This is a genomic window from Vibrio tetraodonis, assembly GCF_003350295.1.
GTDB classification, from domain to species: Bacteria; Pseudomonadota; Gammaproteobacteria; order Enterobacterales; family Vibrionaceae; genus Vibrio; species Vibrio tetraodonis.
The window spans coordinates 102,598-121,264 of sequence record NZ_QLYY01000011.1 but is presented as its reverse complement, the minus strand read 5'-3'; the positions used below and the strand labels follow the sequence as shown (position 1 = coordinate 121,264).

The following is an 18,667-nucleotide window of genomic DNA, read 5'->3' as shown; positions in this document are numbered from 1 at the left end:
AGTCTGTTATCTGAATTAAAATAAAAAGAGACTATACTTCTTCACTCTTATACTCATAGCTGTAATAGCCATAGTCGGAAGAGGCCTTCTTCTCAACAGCATTAAAAATAACGCCTTTCACATCTATCCCCGAATGCTCGAAGCGACTTCTGGCCGCATCAATCTCTTTAGCTGAATTCACACCAAAGCGTGCCACCATTAGAGTCGTCCCTGCATGCCTACCGACAATACTTGGATCGGTAACCGCAAGAACAGGTGGTGTGTCAATAATCACTAAATCGTAGTTTTGAGATGCCCACTCAACTAGCTCTGTAAACCTTTGATGCATAAGAAGCTCCGAAGGATTAGGCGGCGTTTTTCCTCGAGTAATGATATGCATATTTTCGACATCGGTGTTTTTTACTGCCACATCAATGTCTGCTGAACCAATTAGGTAATCTGACAAACCTTTTTGGTTTTCCAGACCAAATGGCTGATGTAAATACCCCTTACGCAGATCCGCATCAATCAGCAAAACTTTTTGTCCAGACTTAGCGACGACCGCTGAAAAGTTAATCGACACAAAGGTTTTACCAATGTTTGGCGCAGGCCCCGAAATCATCAGAACATTATTTTTCGCTTCAAGCATTGCAAAATGTAAACTGGTGCGAAGTCCTCTTAACGCTTCAATTGACAAATCAAGAGGATTACTTTCAGCCAAGAGCATTTTTGTCTGGGTATTTTTAAGCTTACGTTTTTGCTTAGAGATAAATTCAGACTGCAAAATAGATTTTGGCACACTGGCATAGACTGGTAGCCCAAGCTCTTCAATCTCTTGCGGGTTCTCAACACCTTTATGAAAAGCGGCTCTGAGTAATACATAAGCTACGCTTAACATTCCACCCAGCAGAGTCGTAAGGACTACGATTAAGGCTTTTTTAGGCTTAACTGCTCGGTCAAAGGTTTGCGCTGAATCTAGTATTCGAACGTTACCCACAGTACTTGCTTTAATAATGCTAAGTTCTTGAACCTTGTTTAAAAGCTGAATATAAATCTGTTGGTTAACCTCAACGTCACGAGTCATACGAAGAATTTCACGTTGAGTTTTTGGTAGTTTTTGTACTTGGTTATTTAAGCGCTCTTTTTCTTCTAGTAACACTTGTCGCTTGTCCAGCAGAGATTTGTATGCTGGGTGATCCGTTGTAAAACGCTGGCTAATTTCACTTTCTTTAAAGGTCAGCTCATTAAGTTGAGCTTCAAGTTTTACCATCACTTCCAATGTTGATTTAGCTTCCAAGCTTAAATCTATAGATTCATTGTCTTGACGATAAGTATTTAGCTGATTTTCTGCGCTATTTAGCTCGGTTTTTACAGACGGCAAGTGCCCTTTTAAAAAGGCTAAACTTTTCTCAGCTTCTGCCGAGTTCCGTTTTACATTTTGTAAAAAGTAGTTTTGGCTAATATCGTTTAATATTGCTTGGATTTTCGCTCTGTCCTTACCAACAAAAGACAGTTCAACAATACCGGTTTGCTTACCCCGTTCGCTTATCGATAAGTTGTCCTTCAACCACTGAATAGCTTCTAACGAACTACGCTTGCTTATATTAAAACGAGCACCAACATCAGCATCAAACTGAGACACAAACAACTTGTATCCATCTGATTTTGCTAACTTGCCAACACTACCTGACAGAATCACGTTCTCGTCTTGATCAAGGAGCTGATATGCCTGCTTATCAGCGTCGGTGATTATAATTTGATAAGAAAGTCCTAGTCCTAAGTTGTGATTAGGTTCCTCAAATTGACTTACTTCTATTGTTTGCTGAGAACCCAAAAGGCGGGAAATCCCTTTGCCTACAATTGGAAAATAGTCAGGTTCAACAATAGTGGTTAAGTTGAACTTATCTACCGTATCAGTCAATATCATTCGTGATTTAATGATTTCGATCTCAGTCGTAGCTGAAGACTCTTGCGCAAACAGGCTTCCCATATCACCGACAATAGCCGACATGCCACCCGAGCTTTTCTCTTCAATTTGAATCAGCGCATCTGCTTTATAAATAGGTGTAGACAAGAGTGAAAAGGCGATACCAGCAATCGCAAAAATTACCGTGGCAAAAAGAATTATCCACTTGCCGTCAATAAGAAGGGCAAATAGCTTTCCTAAGTCAATCTCATCAGAAGCAACATTCAAACGCTGCTTAGCCTGCTGTGTGGTCATTATCTATAAAGTCCTAAATACCTAATTAAAGAGAGTTACTATAATTTTTTTGTCCAAGCTTGCGCAGCTTGTTCAATAAGCTGGTAAGCGTAATCAAATGCTTCTTTACTTTGTTTGTATGGATCTGGGACATCTTTCTGACCTATCCACTGACCAAATAGCATAGTCTTACCACGAACTTCTGGTGCAATCGCTGTTATCGCCTCAATGTGTCCTTTTTCCATCACTAGTATCAAGTCAAATTCAGCACATAATGCTGAACTGACTTGTTGTGAGCGGTGATTTGATAAATCAATGTCATGCTCATTTGCAACCAAAATAGCTTTTTCATCAGCTGGCTTGCCCACTAAACGACTTCTTTCGGCCGCCAACCCTGCCGATGCAACTTTCTTATGAGGCAATAAATTTTGCAACATTGCCTCACCCAGTGGTGAGCGACATATATTCCCTACACAAACAACAAGAATGTTATTAAACATTACCAGATCTCATCTAAGCTTTAAGAGGCTATTATGAGCCTCTTAAACATTACCAATAAAATTTAAGGCCAATTGCGGATACGCAGTAGACTTTCGGTTAACTCATTAAAGCTATTGATGGTCGGTAAGATCTGCTTTATTACACGATTCCAACGACTCACTGGTGCAGCAGTGACATACACAATATCGTAAGGGTTAAGTTCAAACTCAGTGCCAACAACTAACGCAGATGCGTCTTTCACATTAAGTTGATATACGTCAGCCATTCTTTCTGACTTATTATCAGATGCTCTAATAACAAAGACGCCAGTTGCATCAGCAGACAACTCATTGATACCACCAGAACTACTTAGTGCTTCCGTGAGTGTCATACCAGCACGATCTATCTTAAGAAGTTTTGGCTCATTGACTTCTCCCATAACAAAAACCTTTTGACCATCGTTACGGGGAACATGAATAATATCACCAGCTTGTAACAACTTGTTTTGCGTCAGGTCCCCTCTTTGCATAAGCCCGTAAAGAGAAACATGCTCTTCAAGACCGTTTCTGGTAAGGGTGACATTTCGCCAGTCGGCATTCTCAGCAAGACCGCCAGAGCGGTTTATGGCATCAAGTAAAGTCAGTGGGATATTAGTAATAGCTTGCTGGCCGGGTTTTGAAACCTCACCCGTTATGTAAGTTTTTTTCGAGCGAAATGCAGCGACATTGACATCAACTTGTGGGCTCTCAATATATTTCGCCAAACGTTTCGCAACATCTAAGCGTATCTCACCAACCGTTTTACCGGCCACTTCAACAACACCTATGTATGGATAGAAAATCGTCCCGTCAGCATGAACCCAATTTCCTGCTTCGGAAGCACTGCGATAAGAACCTGCGGGTATAGTTAGCTCCGGGTGATCCCAAATAGTAATATTTAATATGTCGCCAATACCCACTTTGTACTGATATTTGGCGATTTCTAAATCAAGCTCTGGGTTAGATTGAGGAGCCAAATGCTCTTTTACCTGATAGCGGGACACAGATTGAGCTGTGAGCGGATATAGGTTTACAACATCAGAAAGATTGTCGATATCACTATCGGCAGTGTGAGAAACTAAATTTTTGTCGCCGGTCGACAAATGAGAACCAGGCACAGCACAGCCGACCAGAAATATAGGCAGCAAAGTAATTAAACAACGGTTTATCTTAATCTTCATTGTGAGCCAAATCGTATAAGCAAATATCAAATCTTATGGGTATAGGGGCAATGCCACACGCCACACTTCATTAACAAAAGACAAAAACCAAGGCAAATGATATCAATTACATTCATATGAATACTAAATACTATTGACCTTAGTGTAATTTTGAACCGCGCATAATATCCTTGTTTTTCTTAAATCTCAAATGATATATCTATGTATATTAAAAATATTTATTTATAAGGAATACTTTAATGAGGTAAGATATTGAATTTTATATAATACAAAAATGTCAATAAAAAAATTAAATTTGAATAGGTTTCTCAAAAAAAAGAAACGAACAGATGATATAGGCTGGCGATTGTCTTTAGTCGGCACTAGTCATACCATTATGTATCTGAAAAAAATGAATTTAATCGATATTGGGCTCTACAAGGAAGAAAATCACGAGCGGCTCAGCGACAAAAGTAAGGGTGCAAAAAACAAGCGAACTTTAACATGTTTTGTTAGGTCTTCATTTAGCAAAAGATTATATGTCTTTTACATCTCGCCGGGGTGAAATTTAAAAATAAGGTTTGACAATTTATCTGTATCAGAATAATTATTAGTGATCTTTATTTGAGAATAGTTATTTTATAAGCGTAATTCTTTTTACATCTTAGTAAGTATCTCATAGAATTATATTGAGCGTGTTTCTTTATACGCTCCACAAGCGCTTTTATATTTACTTTTGGAGGAAATTCACAATGAGAAATACCGCTCTTGCAATTCTTTGCGCTCTTGGTATGTCTGCAAACGCTCTAGCCGCAGGAGAAGAAACCACTCCAGCTACTACATCAGGTGGTGCAGCTGGTGCTTCAACAGCCACAACCGCTGCTACTGGCACTGTAACCGCAACTGCAGTAACTGTAGGTGCTGTTGCTATCACAGCAGTAGCTATTGCTGCCGCTAGCGACAATGATGGTACAAGCGGAACAAACGGTACAGACGGAACCTCAAGATAGTTTTGCAACCTTACACCCTGAAGAAACCTTTTCAGGGTGTTTTCATATCCCGATTAAAACTCCTCGGAACACCCGAATAAAATTAATGTTGTTACCATGAATCATTTTCGAATTCTGATAGTTCTGTTTTTTGCTGTCACAGCAGGCTGTAGCCAGTATATAAAAGATACTGGCGCAACCATTAAAGAAGCATATTCAGGCTTACCCGATACTCATATGACTAAAGATGAGGTGGAAGCGCTACCTTATGCCAGTATTTATGCACGAGTAAACGATGGGCCTCGAGTTTTCATGGTCTTAGCGTTTGCTGAAACTAATACAGACACTGGTAACACAAGATTAAAATGGCTCTCATCTGATGGCGCGATGATAGTCACAGAAAATGGTCGTGTAGTGAAAACACTCCATTTGCCAAACTATAACCTGCTCAATGTCACCACCTCAGTGCCTCATTACCAACCCAAAGCTGAATCAGGCTCTTGGCAAGTCTCCTATGATTGGCAACCAGGGTATCACTTACAGCAAGAAGCAAGTGTTCAATCGTCTGTGGTAGGTAAAGAGTTTCTCACTTCCCTCATCTGGCAAAAAAATACTAAGAAAGTTACCGAAATTATAACTCCATATGAAAACAGCCAGAGTTATCAAAATACATTCTGGGTAGATGAACAAGGCAAGGTCGTAAAGAGCATTCAGTGGGCCATCCCTGAACATCTCATGATTGAACTCGAAATTCTCAAACCCTACATAGGCTAAAATTCTATGCTCTCACGTATCCTAGCCTCGCTAGCTTTACTATTATCTTTCAACGCCTTATCAGGTAATCTTGTGGTTCAAATTCCGCAACAAGGCGTGCTGTTTGAATACAACAATCCCGCACGGCTCAGCCAAGTTATTCAAGATGTCAAAGAGAATACCAATAGCTACAGTGATTCCTACTTTATCGCCAACCAACTCTTTGATAAAGCTCAATTAGATAAAGCTATTGAGTTAAAAGAAAGTGTCATAAAACGGCTTAGCCAGTTAGAGGGCAAAAATGCCGTGCTCGCGAGTGCGTTAATCAAACAAATTGAAAGCTGGCAAGTTGGCTATCGATTATTCATTCCCTTGGATTACGATCAAATCCGTATCAAAAACAATTTAAACCCGAGATTATCAGGAGAGTATGAGTTAGTCTTTCCAAAGCGCAACCACTTCTCCTATATAGAAGGCTTGGTTGAGAAACCTTCAGAGATCGATATTTCTAACTCTCCATCACTTTCTGATGCAATCAATATTGCTCTGCCATTAGCTGGCGCAGACAAGAGCTTCGTATGGCTAATCTATCCTGACGGGCACACAACAAAAAGTGGTTATGCCTATTGGAATAATAATCAGACATATTTACCACCAAGCACAGTTATCTTTGTCGGTTTTGACTCTGGGTCTCAATTCATCCGTTCCCTTGAAAAAGACATTATCAAACTCATCAGCATGAGAAGAAGTATCTAATGAACACACGTAGTACTCTGAGTTTTGTTACCCCACTATGCCTATTGTTATCAGGAGCAGCATGGTCTGATACCTCTGCAGATTGGAAAGTCTCCCAATCCGATTTTGGTGGTACAGGCCTGATGCAAACTCCAACAGGGCGAATGGCAAAGGAAGGGGAATTTAATGTCGGCGTCACCATGAGTAATGATTACCAGCACTATATGGTCTCTCTACAACTGATGGAATGGTTAGAAACCACGCTTCGATACACCCGCGTGCCAGACGTACCTTACAGTAACGACACTAGTTATAGTGGCGATAACCTCTACACAGACAGAGGCGTTGATTTTAAAATTAGGCTATTGGAAGAGAGTTATTATCTCCCTGAAACCTCGATTGGTGTGAGAGATTTTGCCGGCACGGGCCTGTTTGATGGCGAGTATATTGCTGCGACTAAGCGCTTTGGCAGTTTAGATTTCACGTTGGGTTTAGGCTGGGGTTACCTAGGACAAAGCGGAAATATTTCAAACCCAGCCTGTAAACTGAGCGATAGCTATTGCACAAGGCCAAACGATTTTAACGGCAGTGGCGGTGAGTTTGATACTCAGCGTTGGTTTAAAGGGCCGTCTGCTCTATTTGGCGGCATTGAATATCAAACACCTTATGAGCCACTGCGTCTTAAAGTCGAATATGAAGGTAACGACTACTCTGAAGATTTTCCCAATACACGCAATGCATCTAAACCCATGGTGCAAAGCACGCCGTGGAACTTTGGCGTGAACTATCGACTTGGAGATTGGGGAGATGCAAAGATAAGCTATCAGCGCGGAAACACGGTTGTTTTTGGTTTTAATTTATACACTAATTTCAATGAGCTTAAGCCAAACTGGCGAGATGAAGACAAGCTCTACTCTCAAGGCCAATTGCGACCAACAGTAAACAACACAGATTGGCAGCAAGTAGCTGAGCAGATCGAGAGAAATGCTGGCTATAGCAATAACTCCATTTCAGTAGATAAAGACGTGCTGACACTTAAAGGCGAACAGGTCAAATACAGAGATAGAGAGCAAGCAGTTGATAGAGCGGCAACCATACTGACTCACAATGCTAATGAATCGATTCAAGTCATCCAGATTGTTGAACAAAAGAACGGCATGGACCTAACTCAAACAAACGTTGATAGGAAAGCCTTTGTTGATGCATCCAACTACCAATCCCCAGATGCCAAGATAGCAGACAGCCTGACGTATTCAGAGCCTAAGCAGTCTTCAAAAATAAGAGTCGCAACCAGTAAAAACAATTGGGATTACGGTATCGACCCAGTATTGCAGCAAAGTATTGGCGGACCTGAGTCGTTTTATCTATACAGCATAGGATTAAGCGCTAAGTCCAACTACTGGCTAACTGACAACTTAGAATTAGGCGGCTCCTTGTATTTCAATCTTGTCGATAACTACGATAAGTTTAACTACGTTGAAAACTCTCCTCACGTTCGAAACTACTCGACGCCTAGGGTTAGAACCATGTTCCGTGCCTATGTCGATGACAACCCAGTAAGACTACAAAACCTACAGCTAACTTGGTTTGAACAACCAATGGAAGAAGTCTACACCCAGATGTATGGCGGCTATCTAGAAATGATGTTTGCTGGTGTTGGTAGCGAAGTTCTCTACCGCCCACTCAATACCAACTGGGCACTTGGCGTGGACTTTAATGTCATTAGTCAAAGAGATCCCGATTCTTGGTTCGGCGTATATCAAGATGACTATTTCTTTTATGATGAGGCAAAATGTGACGCTCGAATTCCTTCTTGCCAAGCTTATGTCTTGAGCCGTGGTACTACAGGGCATGTAACAGGCTACTATATGCCAACCTGGTCATTCCTCGATAGTACTTTGATTAAAGTCAGCGCAGGCAAATTCTTGGGAGGTGACGTAGGTGCGAGAGTCGATGTGTCTAAGCAATTCGATACTGGGATCATAGTTGGTGTTTATGCAACAAAAACAGATCTAACCGCCGAAGAATATGGTGAAGGTAGTTACAACAAAGGTTTCTACCTCTCTATTCCATTCGACATACTCACGGTTAAGCCAAGTACCAATCGCGCGGTAATAAGCTGGGAGCCTCTCACCAGAGATGGCGGTCAGATGCTACGCAAGAAGCATAGCCTATTTGACGAAACTGACGCCCGTTCACCTTGGTTCCAAAGACCAAGTTCAGTTAACTAGGAAAATGCATAAACTACGGCTGATGCTCACACATCAGCCGTATTTCATTGCAACTAGTGATTTTTTCTGACTGTAGCGCTCAAACAGTCCCCTGAGAGTATTTGGCAAAGAATCGGAACCAAGCGTGTCAAACCCATGCTGCTGATAAAAGCTTTCCAGCTCTGAATAGGCAAAACAAAAGTCCCCCCTTTTAAGTACATGCTGCTCACAATATGACATCAATTGATGGGCTAGGCCTTGGTTCCTAAACTCAGGCACAACAAGCATACCTGTCAATAATCGATTCTCTTCAACACTTTTGAAACGCACCACAGCTATCATCTGCTCGCCAACGCTTCCGACAATAGTCAATTCGTCTTTTTTCGCTTTACCTGAACGGTAATGGGATTTATACAAGCGAGATACGAGTGGGAGCTTTACAGGATCTAACACTTCTATCTGGATAGGACTCATTATCACCAAACTGCAAATTGGGGTAGAATGAAGCCAGTTTAGATTACTCGATAAATCCAATGCAAATTTTAGCCAATGCAGACCTTAGTCGCTTTCATACATTCTCGATAGAACAAAGCTGTCAATACTTAGTGGAAGTGAAAACCGTTGACCATATTAAAGACGTCTACCAGAACCCGAAATGGTTAAACTTACCCAAATTAATGCTTGGCAAAGGCAGTAATGTGCTTTTTACTCAGCCATATCAAGGCGTCGTTATAATCAACCAATTACTTGGGAAAACGGTTACCGAAACTGCTGACTCGTGGCATTTACACATAGCAGGTGGCGAAAACTGGCCAGACTTGGTCAAATGGAGTATCGAACAAGGCTACTTGGGATTAGAAAATCTTGCACTCATTCCTGGCTGTGCTGGCACTGCGCCCATTCAAAACATCGGCGCTTATGGTGTTGAATTTAAAGATTTATGTGAATACGTCGATGTTTTGTGCTTGAAAAATTTCGAGGTTAAAAGGCTTAGCGCAAAGCAGTGCCAGTTTGGTTATAGAGATTCAGTGTTTAAACATGATCTCCACCAGCAAGTTGTAATAGTTGCGATAGGCATTAAGCTCGCTAAAAATTGGCAGCCCAATACTGGATACGGCCCTCTTCAAACCCTAGGTAATAATGAACTCACCGCGAAACAAGTCTTTGAGCGAGTATGCCAAGTTCGCAGTGAAAAGCTTCCCGACCCTGCAAAGCTTGGCAACGCTGGAAGCTTTTTTAAAAATCCCATTATTTCTCAGCAACACTTTTTAAAGCTTCAACAAACATACCCAAATATAGTCGCCTACTCCACTCCACAAGGGGTAAAAATTGCAGCTGGGTGGTTAATAGATCAATGCCAACTCAAAGGTGTTGCTGTTGGAGGTGCTGAGGTCCATAAAAAACAAGCGCTTGTTCTGGTTAATAAAGGCAAAGCTAGCAGTGATGATGTGGTAAAACTTGCCGCTAAGGTTTATAGCGAAGTGTTTAAAAAATTCCAAGTTCAGCTTGAGCATGAAGTGCGCTTTATTGGCTCTCACTCAGAAACAAACTTAGCTAACTTGATAGAGACATTATAATGAAAGAGCATTCTATTAAACTTTCGATATTACACTCATTATCTCAAGGAGGATTTCATTCCGGTGAAGACCTTGGCGAGAAATTTGGCATATCAAGAGCCGCTATCAGTAAGCATATCAAAGGCATACAGGCATGGGGAGTCGATATTTTCCGAGTCCAAGGTAAAGGTTATCAACTTGCAAAACCCATGCAACTGCTTAATCAAGATATCATACAAGCCCAAACAAACAATCATGTAGAGCTTATACCCATTATTGACTCTACCAACCAGTACTTACTCGATAATATCAATCGTTTGGACTCAGGTTCCGTGTGTTTATCTGAGTATCAACTAAAAGGCCGCGGCCGAAGAGGCAGAGAATGGATTTCTCCTTTTGGGGCTAACTTATATCTTTCTATGTACTGGCGACTCGATGCAGGTATGGCGGCGGCGATGGGATTAAGCTTGGTGGTTGGCGTTGCGATAGTTGAAGCTTTAGAACAGCTTAATCTCAAAGAGGTGAAGCTAAAGTGGCCAAACGATCTGTACTACCAGGATCGCAAATTGGCAGGTATTCTGGTCGAAATGTCTGGACAGGCAGGAGGCGCTGCCAATCTTGTTATAGGCATGGGTCTTAATCTTATGATGACAGAGCAAACAGAGGGAATCACCCAACCTTGGGCAAGTTTATCTGAGGTCGCAGGTCATAAGGGTATTGACCGCAATCAACTTGCAATAACCATGATTCAAACGTTAAATCGGGCGTTATCAGACTACGAGCAACAAGGCATGCAAGGCTTCGTTGATAGATGGAATCGCTTAGACAATTTTATTCATCGCCCAGTAAAGCTTATCATGGGTCAAAGGGAAATCACTGGTACATCACGCGGTATAAATGAACAAGGCGCAGTGCTTCTTGAAACCGAATGTGGGATTGAAACCTTCATTGGTGGTGAAATTAGCTTACGTCCTCACCGGTAGAACAAGTTTTACAATTGTGCAGCGAGAACTAAGAGCTGACCGCTAGGAACCACTAACACATTTTGCTACTATCCTTGTCCATTTTCAGTAAAGGCATTTAGTCCAACATGATGACTCGCAGGAACTTATTCGACCAACTTCCTACTTTGGCCCAAGACCCAACACAGTTAGAAACACTGTTTACAGCCAAAGACTTTCGAATTCGCTTAATTGAAGCGATTCGTCAGGCAAGTAAAAGAATATACCTTGTCGCCCTTTACCTAGAGGATGATGAAGCGGGAAGAGAGATCTTAACCGAGCTTTACAAAGCAAAACAAAACAATCCGGGACTCGACATCAAGGTGTGTGTTGACTGGCACAGAGCGCAAAGAGGCTTGATTGGCGCAGAGCCTGGTGAAACCAATGCTTCTATGTATAAAAGTTTCGCCACGCAATACACTCATCAGATCCCTATCTTTGGCGTTCCAGTCAGAGGTCGAGAAGTCTTTGGTGTATTGCATCTAAAAGGTTTTGTTATTGACGATCAAGTGATCTATAGCGGCGCAAGTCTAAATAACATCTACCTTAATTATAATGAACGCTACCGCTTTGACCGCTATCAGGTACTGAATAATAAATCTCTTGCCGATAGCATGGTCCGCTTTATTGAAACAGAAATGATCGAACATCCTGCGGTTCATGACCTTTCTTCTCCAAACCAACCTAACACCAAACAAATCAGAACTCAGATCCGGCAGTTAAGAGCTTCATTGGCAAAAGCCAGCTATCAATACGAACCACAAACTATTTCTCAAGACCAAGTTGCACTCACACCTCTTGTGGGCGTGGGTAAAAAGCGCAACAAACTTAACCAAACGGTTAATCAGCTACTCGCGCAAGCAAAAGAAGAGATCTTCATCTGTACTCCCTATTTTAATTTTCCTCGCAGCGTTGCCAGAGAAGTAAAAAAAGCGATTAGACGCGGAGTAAAAGTAACCATAGTGGTAGGTGATAAGACAGCGAATGACTTTTATATCTCTCCCGAACAAGAGTTCAAAACAATAGGTGGATTACCTTACCTGTATGAACGAAATTTGCGCCTATTTGCCAAAGCTAATGAAGCGCACATTGCAAGTCGTAAACTTTCTATCCATTTGTGGAAGCACGACAATAACAGCTTTCACCTGAAAGGAGTTTGGGTTGATAAACGCTATATGCTTATCACTGGCAGTAACTTAAACCCTAGAGCTTGGAGTTTGGACTTAGAAAATGCCATTCTCATCCAAGATAAGCACCACCATCTAGAAACACAATTTGAAAAAGAAGTAGAAAACATCCTGCAGCACACTCAACTCATTTGTACCTACAGGCAGTTAGAGAAAGCTGAAGATTACCCAGAAGCAGCGCAAAAGCTGATCCGCCAAATTACTCGAGTTAAGGCAGATAGGGTTTTAAGGCAAATACTTTAGAAATCAAACATATAAATCATTCAAAAAATACTGGATTATAACGTGCTAATTTCATTCGTTGACCTGTCATTCTTATTCTTCTTTTCTCTCGTTACTACTTTTACAATGAGGAAGGTAGCTCAAAAGATAGGCCTTGTGGATAAACCAACAGATCGAAAGTTACATAGCGGATCTATACCTCTTGTTGGTGGAATATCCATATGTATTTCAATTCTCTATTTCCTATTTAACAATCCAAATGTACTTCCATGCACACCACTATACGCAACATGCATATCGATATTAGTTGGGATAGGAGCTCTTGATGACAAATATGATTTGAGCTTCAAACTAAGGTTCGTAGTACAAGCTGCTTTATCTGTCGCAATGATGCTCCTTGGAGATATAGAACTAAATACGATCGGAGACGTTATAGGAACTGGACAAATTGTAACTCTAGGATGGCTTGGATATCTCATTACAGTTCTTGCTATTGTGGGCGCAATTAATGCTTTCAATATGGTGGATGGTATCGATGGCCTCCTTGGTGGGCTTTCTATTGTTACTATTGGCAGTTTAGGTATTATGCTAGTTCAAGACGGTCAATATAATTTAGCTTACGTGTGTATTGTATTAGTGGTGACAATTACACCATATATACTCTTGAATCTTGGGGCTTTCGGTAGAAAACGGAAAGTGTTCATGGGGGATGCTGGTAGCATGCTTATAGGCTTCACCGTCATATGGCTTTTATTATTATCTAGTCAGAATGGGACCAGCTCTCCTTTAAGACCTGTTACAGCTCTTTGGCTAATCGCCGTGCCACTAATGGATATGGCAGCAATAATGATAAGAAGAATAAAAAGAGGGAACTCTCCATTCAAACCAGATAGAGAACATTTGCACCATATTTTTCAGAGATTAGGTTTTAGTTCTATACAAACACTAATCATTATCTGCTCAATTTCAACAGTTTACGCTGGTATTGGTATATATAGCGAGATGATAGGTATTCCAGAATATATAATGCTATACTCTTTTATTGCCTGTTTCTTATTCTATTTATTCATTTTGAGTAATATATGGAGGATAACTTCATATCTCAAAAAATTAAAGTTTAAAATATATCAGTCAAATAGATCAACCAAGTATCGTGAATAAATCTATAATATAGGATACGTATATAAGATAGTTCCCAAACCATCTGCTACATTAGCTCCTACTAACTCATAGGTTGTGACTATATAATCAGCTTTTTCGTATTCTAGAGATTATAGCCTGTGCTGCACTTTCTACAGAAAATTGCTCTTTCAATAGTTGATATGCATTTTCTCCAAATTTTTTTCGTTTAGATGCGTCTAAAAATGATACTGCATTTTCATAAAGGATATCATCTTCACCATTAACCGCAATTAAACCGGCGTGATGAGAATTAATTAGACCCTGGAGGTCATTACCGGTATTTACACTACCTAGAATAGGCAACGACTGTACCATATAACCTAATAGTTTTCCGGGGAAATTATGAGCTGTATGCATAGCTGACAGCGAAAATAGCCCTACATTTACCTCGGCAAGAATGTCCTTAAACTCACTTTGGCTTACCGATGGCAGATAGGTGAAATTAGTCAGTTGCCATTTCTCGGCTAATTCATTTATCAACGTCACTTCATCTCCCTGCCCAATATACAAGAAATGAGCCGAACTATGGTGGCTCATCTTCCTTGTCAGACGCATAAGATTACCCATATCTTGAGCATGGCCTATATTTCCACCATAGAAAAAAATAACCTTATTTTGTAGACTAAGCTTTGCTCGAATGCTATTGTCCGAGGCTGGTACATTATGAGAGCGAAGTTCGGCCCAATTTCTTAAAACCTCTGTAGGATATTTATTATCAGTTAATTCATTAAATATAGACAAATTATTCTCAGACATCAAACCAATAATATCAGCCTGTTGATATGATTTAGCTTCAAATATACGAAAATACTTTTCAACTAACGAGCCTTTTTTTATTAATCCTGCATCTACAATCCATTGAGGAAAAAGATCTCGAAGAATTAGATAGGAATTACATTTGCAACGGGACTTAATTTTTCCAATTAAGTAACCGAAAAATATCGAAGGTGAGTAATAGACTATCCCATCAAAGGTTTCTCTGTCTATTTCGTTAGATATAGCATTCCAAGCTCTAAGAGAAAGCATTGATTCATTAATTGCTCTTCGTACCTTGCTTGTGTTCTTAATAGCACCACTAGAGAAACGCCAAACATTCACTCCATCTAGTCTGATTTTTGTTAATTTCTCTTTCTGCTCCTCTATCGGAGTAATGACAGTTACATAATACCCATAAGAAACCAAAGTTGTCGCCAGCTCGTGAAACATTTTTGCTGCCACGCGTGTACTATATGGTAGATAGTCATCGATTACTAACACCAAATGCATTAGTATTTCTTCCAAACAACTCGATTGACGTAATCTGTGTAGCTTAAGATAGTCCTCAAGACTTTATCGGATACATTGGGTGCGTGATAATCAGATACTTTATTAATCAGCCTATCCTTGCCACGAGGCTGCACTTCTAAAATTTCAATAGCTTGAAGAATACGGGAAACATTCATACCAGTAAACATAACTGCCCCCTCTTCAAGACCTTCTGGCCTCTCCTGAGATTCTCGAATGTTTACTGCGGGGAAGTTAAGAATAGAAGACTCCTCTGTAATGGTACCACTATCACTCAACACGACCTTGGCTTCTTTCTGTAATCTAACATAGTCTGTAAAGCCAAGTGGCTTCAGTAAATGAACGCCAGCATCAAACTGTAAATTCAAAGCATCGATTTTTTTTCGGGTTCGTGGATGAGTAGACACAATAACAGGCAATTTATACTTAACAGAAATAGTATTTAGCACTTCAACATATGCATAAATATGTTTTTCAGATTCGACATTTTCCTCCCTGTGTACACTGACCAAAAAATATTTACCAGAACTCACAGAAAGCCTAGACAAAACATCCGATTTTCCTATCTTGTCTTCATAAAACGCCAGAACTTCATCCATCGGACTTCCCGTTTTTACAATTAAATCCGGTGATACTCCCTCTCGCAATAAATAATCACGAGCTATTGTGCTATATGGCATATTGACATCAGATATGTGATCAACAATTTTCCGATTGATTTCTTCTGGGACCCGTAGATCAAAACAGCGATTGCCTGCTTCCATGTGAAAGATAGGAATCTTCTTACGCTTTGCCGCAATAGCAGAAAGAGCACTATTCGTATCTCCGAGTATTAACACTGCATCCAATTCTAATTCATCAAATAACTTATCGGATTTACTGATAACTTGCGCCATAGTTTCTGCCGCTGTTATCCCAGCACATTCAAGGAAATAGTCAGGAGAACGAATACCTAAATCATCAAAAAAAATTTGATTCAGTTCATAGTCATAGTTTTGGCCCGTATGTACTAGCACATGTTGACAATATGCATCTAAATTGGCAATTATACGTGATAATCTAATGATTTCAGGTCTTGTTCCAACTACTGTTGCGACTTTTAACTTTTTCATCAAATATACCTTTTTTTGTAATCTAAATGCATGTATTCAACTAATTCAGACCACGAAGGAGGCACGAAGCCCGTGATACTTTGGAAAGATGCAGAGTCAAGGGAACGATCAATTACGAAGTCTGTGTTCTTATGGATTTTTATATCTTTATTATATATTTCAGCAACTAAAGACAAGAGTCTAAACTTGTCTATCGGCTCAACTGATAGGTGATAAAGTCCTTTCAAGTCGCGAGCATTAAAAATAAAATCAACTAAAATCTTGGCAATATAGCAGGTCGGTAAACCAGAAAAAACAGCGTTAGCATAACCATATACTTCACTATTCTGAGACAAAAACCAATCAATTAGACTGACAGATGACGCCAGCTCATGACCGATAATGGAAGTTCTAAGAGTGATATGGCTACTATATTCAACCTCACCTAAGCATTTAGATTTACCATACAAATCCGAAGCAGTTGGTTTATCTTGTTCTTTATAACCACCAACTACACCATCAAACACGCAATCAGTAGAAAAATGTATAAGCCTGGAATTATTGTCACTGCAAATATTTGCAATCCTGTGAGGTAGCAATGCATTTATTTCGATTGCAGAAATATGATTTTTTGAAACTTCATGTTGTTTAATTAGTCCAATGCAATTAATCACAAAGTCTGGCTTGATATTGGCGATAATGCTTTCAATACTCGAAATATCACCAACATCAATACCTTCAATTATATTATTCTCATGACCTTTGAAAAATTTACGGCTTCCGTCAAGAGACCTCACGGAGCCAAAGACGGTTAGATGTTCATACTCACGTAGATTGGAAAATAAGCTAAAGCCCAGCATTCCGGTGGCGCCAAGAATTAAAATCTTCATAGTTACACTCCCTCTGGAATGACGATATTTCCGGCTTCGATGTCTCTAACAAATTCAAGCTTTCGCAATAATTGCTTCATACCATCAACATCAAGACGTTCAGTGTTATGGGAGTTATAGTCTTCTACTAGATTAAGGTCTTTTTCACCCACTTCAAAATATTTTGAGTAATTGAGATCGCGGTTATCTGCCTGAATTCGATAGTAATTGCTCTGATCCTGAGCGACAAACATTTCTTCTCGACTACACAATGCTTCATATTGTTTTTCACCATGTCGCGTACCAATAATATCAACTTGATGATCAGGCTTACCCATAATGTCCAAAATCGCAGATACAAGAACATTAATTGTTGCTGCTGGTGCTTTTTGTACAAAAATATCTCCGTTCGAGCCGTGCTCAAACGCATGCAGAACAAGATTTACCGCATCATCTAGCGTCATCATGAACCGAGTCATTTCGGGATCAGTTATAGTTATCGGATTGCCACTCACAACCTGTCTAACAAATAGTGGTATAACAGAGCCTCTGGAGGCCATAACATTTCCGTAACGCGTGCAGCAAATAGTAGTATTTGTGCTTTCGAGGTTACGGCTTTTGGCAACTATCACTTTTTCCATCATCGCCTTTGAAATGCCCATTGCATTAATAGGATAAACAGCCTTATCGGTGCTAAGGCATACAACACGTTCAACACCATGAAAAATAGCGGCATCCAATACATTTTCTGTCCCTAATACATTGGTTTTAACCGCCTCCAACGGATAAAATTCACACGAAGGAACCTGCTTCAAAGCCGCTGCATGATAGACGTAGTCTACCCCTCGCATCGCATTAGATACACTTTGTGGATCTCTGACGTCTCCCAAATAAAACTTTATTTTATTCGACTGAAAGTGCTTACGCATATCATCTTGCTTTTTCTCATCACGAGAAAAAATTCGAATTTCCTTGATGTCTGTATTTAAAAAGCGCCGAAGAACAGCATTACCAAAAGATCCAGTTCCTCCAGTGATAAGGAGTATTTTATTTTTAAACATTGTTGTACCTATGGTTTTCCTTCGACATAGCTAGTAGTAGGAGTAAGATTCTACCGACTTTTTCCACTCAATGAAACTGACGCTAAAGAATCGTATCCCAAAAAGAAGAGGCTTCACAGATATTACGCGGGGCTGTTTCAAATCCTTCAAAACGAGCGATCGCCCTAGCTATTGATAAAGCGGAGTCTGGATCAAAAGTCTCTATGGGCTCACAAACATCTCTAACATAGTCGAGTTCAGAAGCAATGATTGGCACATTGAAAGACATTGCCTCGACTAATGGCAACCCAAAAGACTCGGTTTTCGATGGGTAAATCAATGCTTTGCATGATTTCAAATACTCGAGTACTTTCGAATGCTCTAAGGAACCAAGGTTAATTATGTTCAATCCATTTTGCTTTACTCGTTCTTCAAGCTCCGCAAATCCATTGGGTAGCGTGAGCAGTAGCTGCGGCGTTTTCCCATACACTTTCGCAAGAATTTCCCAAGCTAAAAACAAATTGACGTGATTTTTATGAGGCTCAGCGCTAGCAATATAAATGTAACTCGAATTTAACTCGAGTGCGTTAGTTATCCCACACCTTTCAAGTTTGGCAAAAGGGAGTATATTAATGTTAACATCATATGGTGTAACAAGAGTTTGAAGTGCTTGCTTCATCGACTCTGTTTG

17 protein-coding genes are annotated in these 18,667 nt (G+C 40.2%); 8 read left to right on the top strand and 9 right to left on the bottom strand.

Going from position 1 to position 18,667, the window contains the following annotated elements:
* Window positions 1-31 precede the first annotated feature (31 nt).
* The 3 genes from DPF90_RS08725 to DPF90_RS08715 form a co-directional block, all read right to left on the bottom strand.
* Window positions 32-2,200: a polysaccharide biosynthesis tyrosine autokinase gene (locus DPF90_RS08725; protein WP_114785948.1), complete on the bottom strand. Its 2,169-nt coding sequence runs from the start codon at window positions 2,198-2,200 to the stop codon at window positions 32-34.
* Window positions 2,201-2,238: 38 nt separating this feature from the next.
* Window positions 2,239-2,679 (bottom strand): low molecular weight protein-tyrosine-phosphatase, encoded by a 441-nt coding sequence (locus tag DPF90_RS08720; protein WP_114785947.1) that lies wholly within the window; start codon window positions 2,677-2,679, stop codon window positions 2,239-2,241.
* A 62-nt stretch (window positions 2,680-2,741) separates the two neighbouring features.
* A complete protein-coding gene (locus DPF90_RS08715) occupies window positions 2,742-3,878 on the bottom strand; it encodes a polysaccharide export protein (protein WP_114785946.1) in 1,137 nt (378 codons plus the stop codon).
* A 731-nt stretch (window positions 3,879-4,609) separates the two neighbouring features.
* Between DPF90_RS08715 and DPF90_RS08705 the strand changes: the two genes are divergently transcribed.
* The 4 genes from DPF90_RS08705 (at window position 4,610) to DPF90_RS08690 (ending at window position 8,565) form a co-directional block, all read left to right on the top strand.
* Complete coding sequence (locus DPF90_RS08705) at window positions 4,610-4,867, top strand: hypothetical protein (RefSeq protein ID WP_114785944.1); 258 nt, start codon at window positions 4,610-4,612, stop codon at window positions 4,865-4,867.
* A gap of 96 nt (window positions 4,868-4,963) precedes the next feature.
* Window positions 4,964-5,620 (top strand): YjbF family lipoprotein, encoded by a 657-nt coding sequence (locus DPF90_RS08700; protein ID WP_114785943.1) that lies wholly within the window; start codon window positions 4,964-4,966, stop codon window positions 5,618-5,620.
* 6 nt (window positions 5,621-5,626) lie between these two features.
* Window positions 5,627-6,355: a capsule biosynthesis GfcC D2 domain-containing protein gene (locus tag DPF90_RS08695; RefSeq protein ID WP_114785942.1), complete on the top strand. Its 729-nt coding sequence runs from the start codon at window positions 5,627-5,629 to the stop codon at window positions 6,353-6,355.
* Complete coding sequence (locus DPF90_RS08690) at window positions 6,355-8,565, top strand: YjbH domain-containing protein (RefSeq protein WP_114785941.1); 2,211 nt, start codon at window positions 6,355-6,357, stop codon at window positions 8,563-8,565. The genes DPF90_RS08695 and DPF90_RS08690 overlap by 1 nt, the downstream gene beginning before the upstream one ends.
* A gap of 33 nt (window positions 8,566-8,598) precedes the next feature.
* Here the strand turns inward: DPF90_RS08690 and DPF90_RS08685 are convergent, their stop codons facing one another.
* Window positions 8,599-9,018 carry a GNAT family N-acetyltransferase gene (locus tag DPF90_RS08685; protein WP_205395180.1) on the bottom strand — a complete coding sequence of 140 codons (420 nt, stop codon included), beginning with the start codon at window positions 9,016-9,018 and terminating at the stop codon, window positions 8,599-8,601.
* 59 nt (window positions 9,019-9,077) lie between these two features.
* Here DPF90_RS08685 and murB point away from each other — a divergent pair, with 59 nt between their 5' ends.
* The 4 genes from murB to wecA all read left to right on the top strand — a co-directional run bounded on the left by murB (window position 9,078) and on the right by wecA (window position 13,671).
* Complete coding sequence (gene murB / locus DPF90_RS08680) at window positions 9,078-10,121, top strand: UDP-N-acetylmuramate dehydrogenase (protein ID WP_114785940.1); 1,044 nt, start codon at window positions 9,078-9,080, stop codon at window positions 10,119-10,121.
* Entirely contained in the window at window positions 10,121-11,083 is a 963-nt protein-coding gene (birA, locus tag DPF90_RS08675; protein ID WP_114785939.1) for a bifunctional biotin--[acetyl-CoA-carboxylase] ligase/biotin operon repressor BirA, read from the top strand. The genes murB and birA overlap by 1 nt, the downstream gene beginning before the upstream one ends.
* Before the next feature lie 107 nt (window positions 11,084-11,190).
* Window positions 11,191-12,531, top strand: a complete 1,341-nt coding sequence (pssA, locus tag DPF90_RS08670) for a CDP-diacylglycerol--serine O-phosphatidyltransferase (protein WP_114785938.1) — start codon at window positions 11,191-11,193, stop codon at window positions 12,529-12,531.
* Between the two features lie 42 nt (window positions 12,532-12,573).
* A complete protein-coding gene (wecA, locus tag DPF90_RS08665) occupies window positions 12,574-13,671 on the top strand; it encodes a UDP-N-acetylglucosamine--undecaprenyl-phosphate N-acetylglucosaminephosphotransferase (RefSeq protein WP_114785937.1) in 1,098 nt (365 codons plus the stop codon).
* Between the two features lie 87 nt (window positions 13,672-13,758).
* On the opposite strand, the gene DPF90_RS08660 is transcribed toward wecA, so the two are convergent.
* The 5 genes from DPF90_RS08660 to DPF90_RS20245 form a co-directional block, all read right to left on the bottom strand.
* Window positions 13,759-14,958: a glycosyltransferase family 4 protein gene (locus tag DPF90_RS08660; RefSeq protein ID WP_114785936.1), complete on the bottom strand. Its 1,200-nt coding sequence runs from the start codon at window positions 14,956-14,958 to the stop codon at window positions 13,759-13,761.
* Window positions 14,958-16,088, bottom strand: coding sequence for a non-hydrolyzing UDP-N-acetylglucosamine 2-epimerase (wecB, locus tag DPF90_RS08655; RefSeq protein WP_114785935.1), 1,131 nt, complete (start codon window positions 16,086-16,088; stop codon window positions 14,958-14,960). Before wecB ends, DPF90_RS08660 begins: the two co-directional genes overlap by 1 nt.
* The gene (locus tag DPF90_RS08650) at window positions 16,088-16,957 is read right to left on the bottom strand and encodes a dTDP-4-dehydrorhamnose reductase family protein (protein WP_114785934.1); all 870 of its coding nucleotides are present in this window, start codon (window positions 16,955-16,957) and stop codon (window positions 16,088-16,090) included. The genes wecB and DPF90_RS08650 overlap by 1 nt, the downstream gene beginning before the upstream one ends.
* A 2-nt stretch (window positions 16,958-16,959) precedes the next feature.
* Entirely contained in the window at window positions 16,960-17,997 is a 1,038-nt protein-coding gene (locus tag DPF90_RS08645; protein ID WP_114785933.1) for a polysaccharide biosynthesis protein, read from the bottom strand.
* A gap of 82 nt (window positions 17,998-18,079) precedes the next feature.
* Window positions 18,080-18,655 carry a glycosyltransferase gene (locus DPF90_RS20245; protein WP_162814003.1) on the bottom strand — a complete coding sequence of 192 codons (576 nt, stop codon included), beginning with the start codon at window positions 18,653-18,655 and terminating at the stop codon, window positions 18,080-18,082.
* Between the last annotated feature and the right edge of the window lie 12 nt (window positions 18,656-18,667).

Coding starts and splice junctions, on each gene's coding strand:
- DPF90_RS08715 (WP_114785946.1), bottom strand. CDS start 3,878: ATGAAGATTAAGATAAACCGTTGTTTAATTACTTTGCTGCCTATATTT.
- wecB (WP_114785935.1), bottom strand. CDS start 16,088: ATGAAAAAGTTAAAAGTCGCAACAGTAGTTGGAACAAGACCTGAAATC.
- DPF90_RS08700 (WP_114785943.1), top strand. CDS start 4,964: ATGAATCATTTTCGAATTCTGATAGTTCTGTTTTTTGCTGTCACAGCA.
- DPF90_RS08695 (WP_114785942.1), top strand. CDS start 5,627: ATGCTCTCACGTATCCTAGCCTCGCTAGCTTTACTATTATCTTTCAAC.
- DPF90_RS08685 (WP_205395180.1), bottom strand. CDS start 9,018: ATGAGTCCTATCCAGATAGAAGTGTTAGATCCTGTAAAGCTCCCACTC.
- DPF90_RS08705 (WP_114785944.1), top strand. CDS start 4,610: ATGAGAAATACCGCTCTTGCAATTCTTTGCGCTCTTGGTATGTCTGCA.
- DPF90_RS08650 (WP_114785934.1), bottom strand. CDS start 16,957: ATGAAGATTTTAATTCTTGGCGCCACCGGAATGCTGGGCTTTAGCTTA.
- birA (WP_114785939.1), top strand. CDS start 10,121: ATGAAAGAGCATTCTATTAAACTTTCGATATTACACTCATTATCTCAA.
- DPF90_RS08720 (WP_114785947.1), bottom strand. CDS start 2,679: ATGTTTAATAACATTCTTGTTGTTTGTGTAGGGAATATATGTCGCTCA.
- DPF90_RS20245 (WP_162814003.1), bottom strand. CDS start 18,655: ATGAAGCAAGCACTTCAAACTCTTGTTACACCATATGATGTTAACATT.
- pssA (WP_114785938.1), top strand. CDS start 11,191: ATGATGACTCGCAGGAACTTATTCGACCAACTTCCTACTTTGGCCCAA.
- DPF90_RS08645 (WP_114785933.1), bottom strand. CDS start 17,997: ATGTTTAAAAATAAAATACTCCTTATCACTGGAGGAACTGGATCTTTT.
- DPF90_RS08660 (WP_114785936.1), bottom strand. CDS start 14,958: ATGCATTTGGTGTTAGTAATCGATGACTATCTACCATATAGTACACGC.
- DPF90_RS08725 (WP_114785948.1), bottom strand. CDS start 2,200: ATGACCACACAGCAGGCTAAGCAGCGTTTGAATGTTGCTTCTGATGAG.
- murB (WP_114785940.1), top strand. CDS start 9,078: ATGCAAATTTTAGCCAATGCAGACCTTAGTCGCTTTCATACATTCTCG.
- DPF90_RS08690 (WP_114785941.1), top strand. CDS start 6,355: ATGAACACACGTAGTACTCTGAGTTTTGTTACCCCACTATGCCTATTG.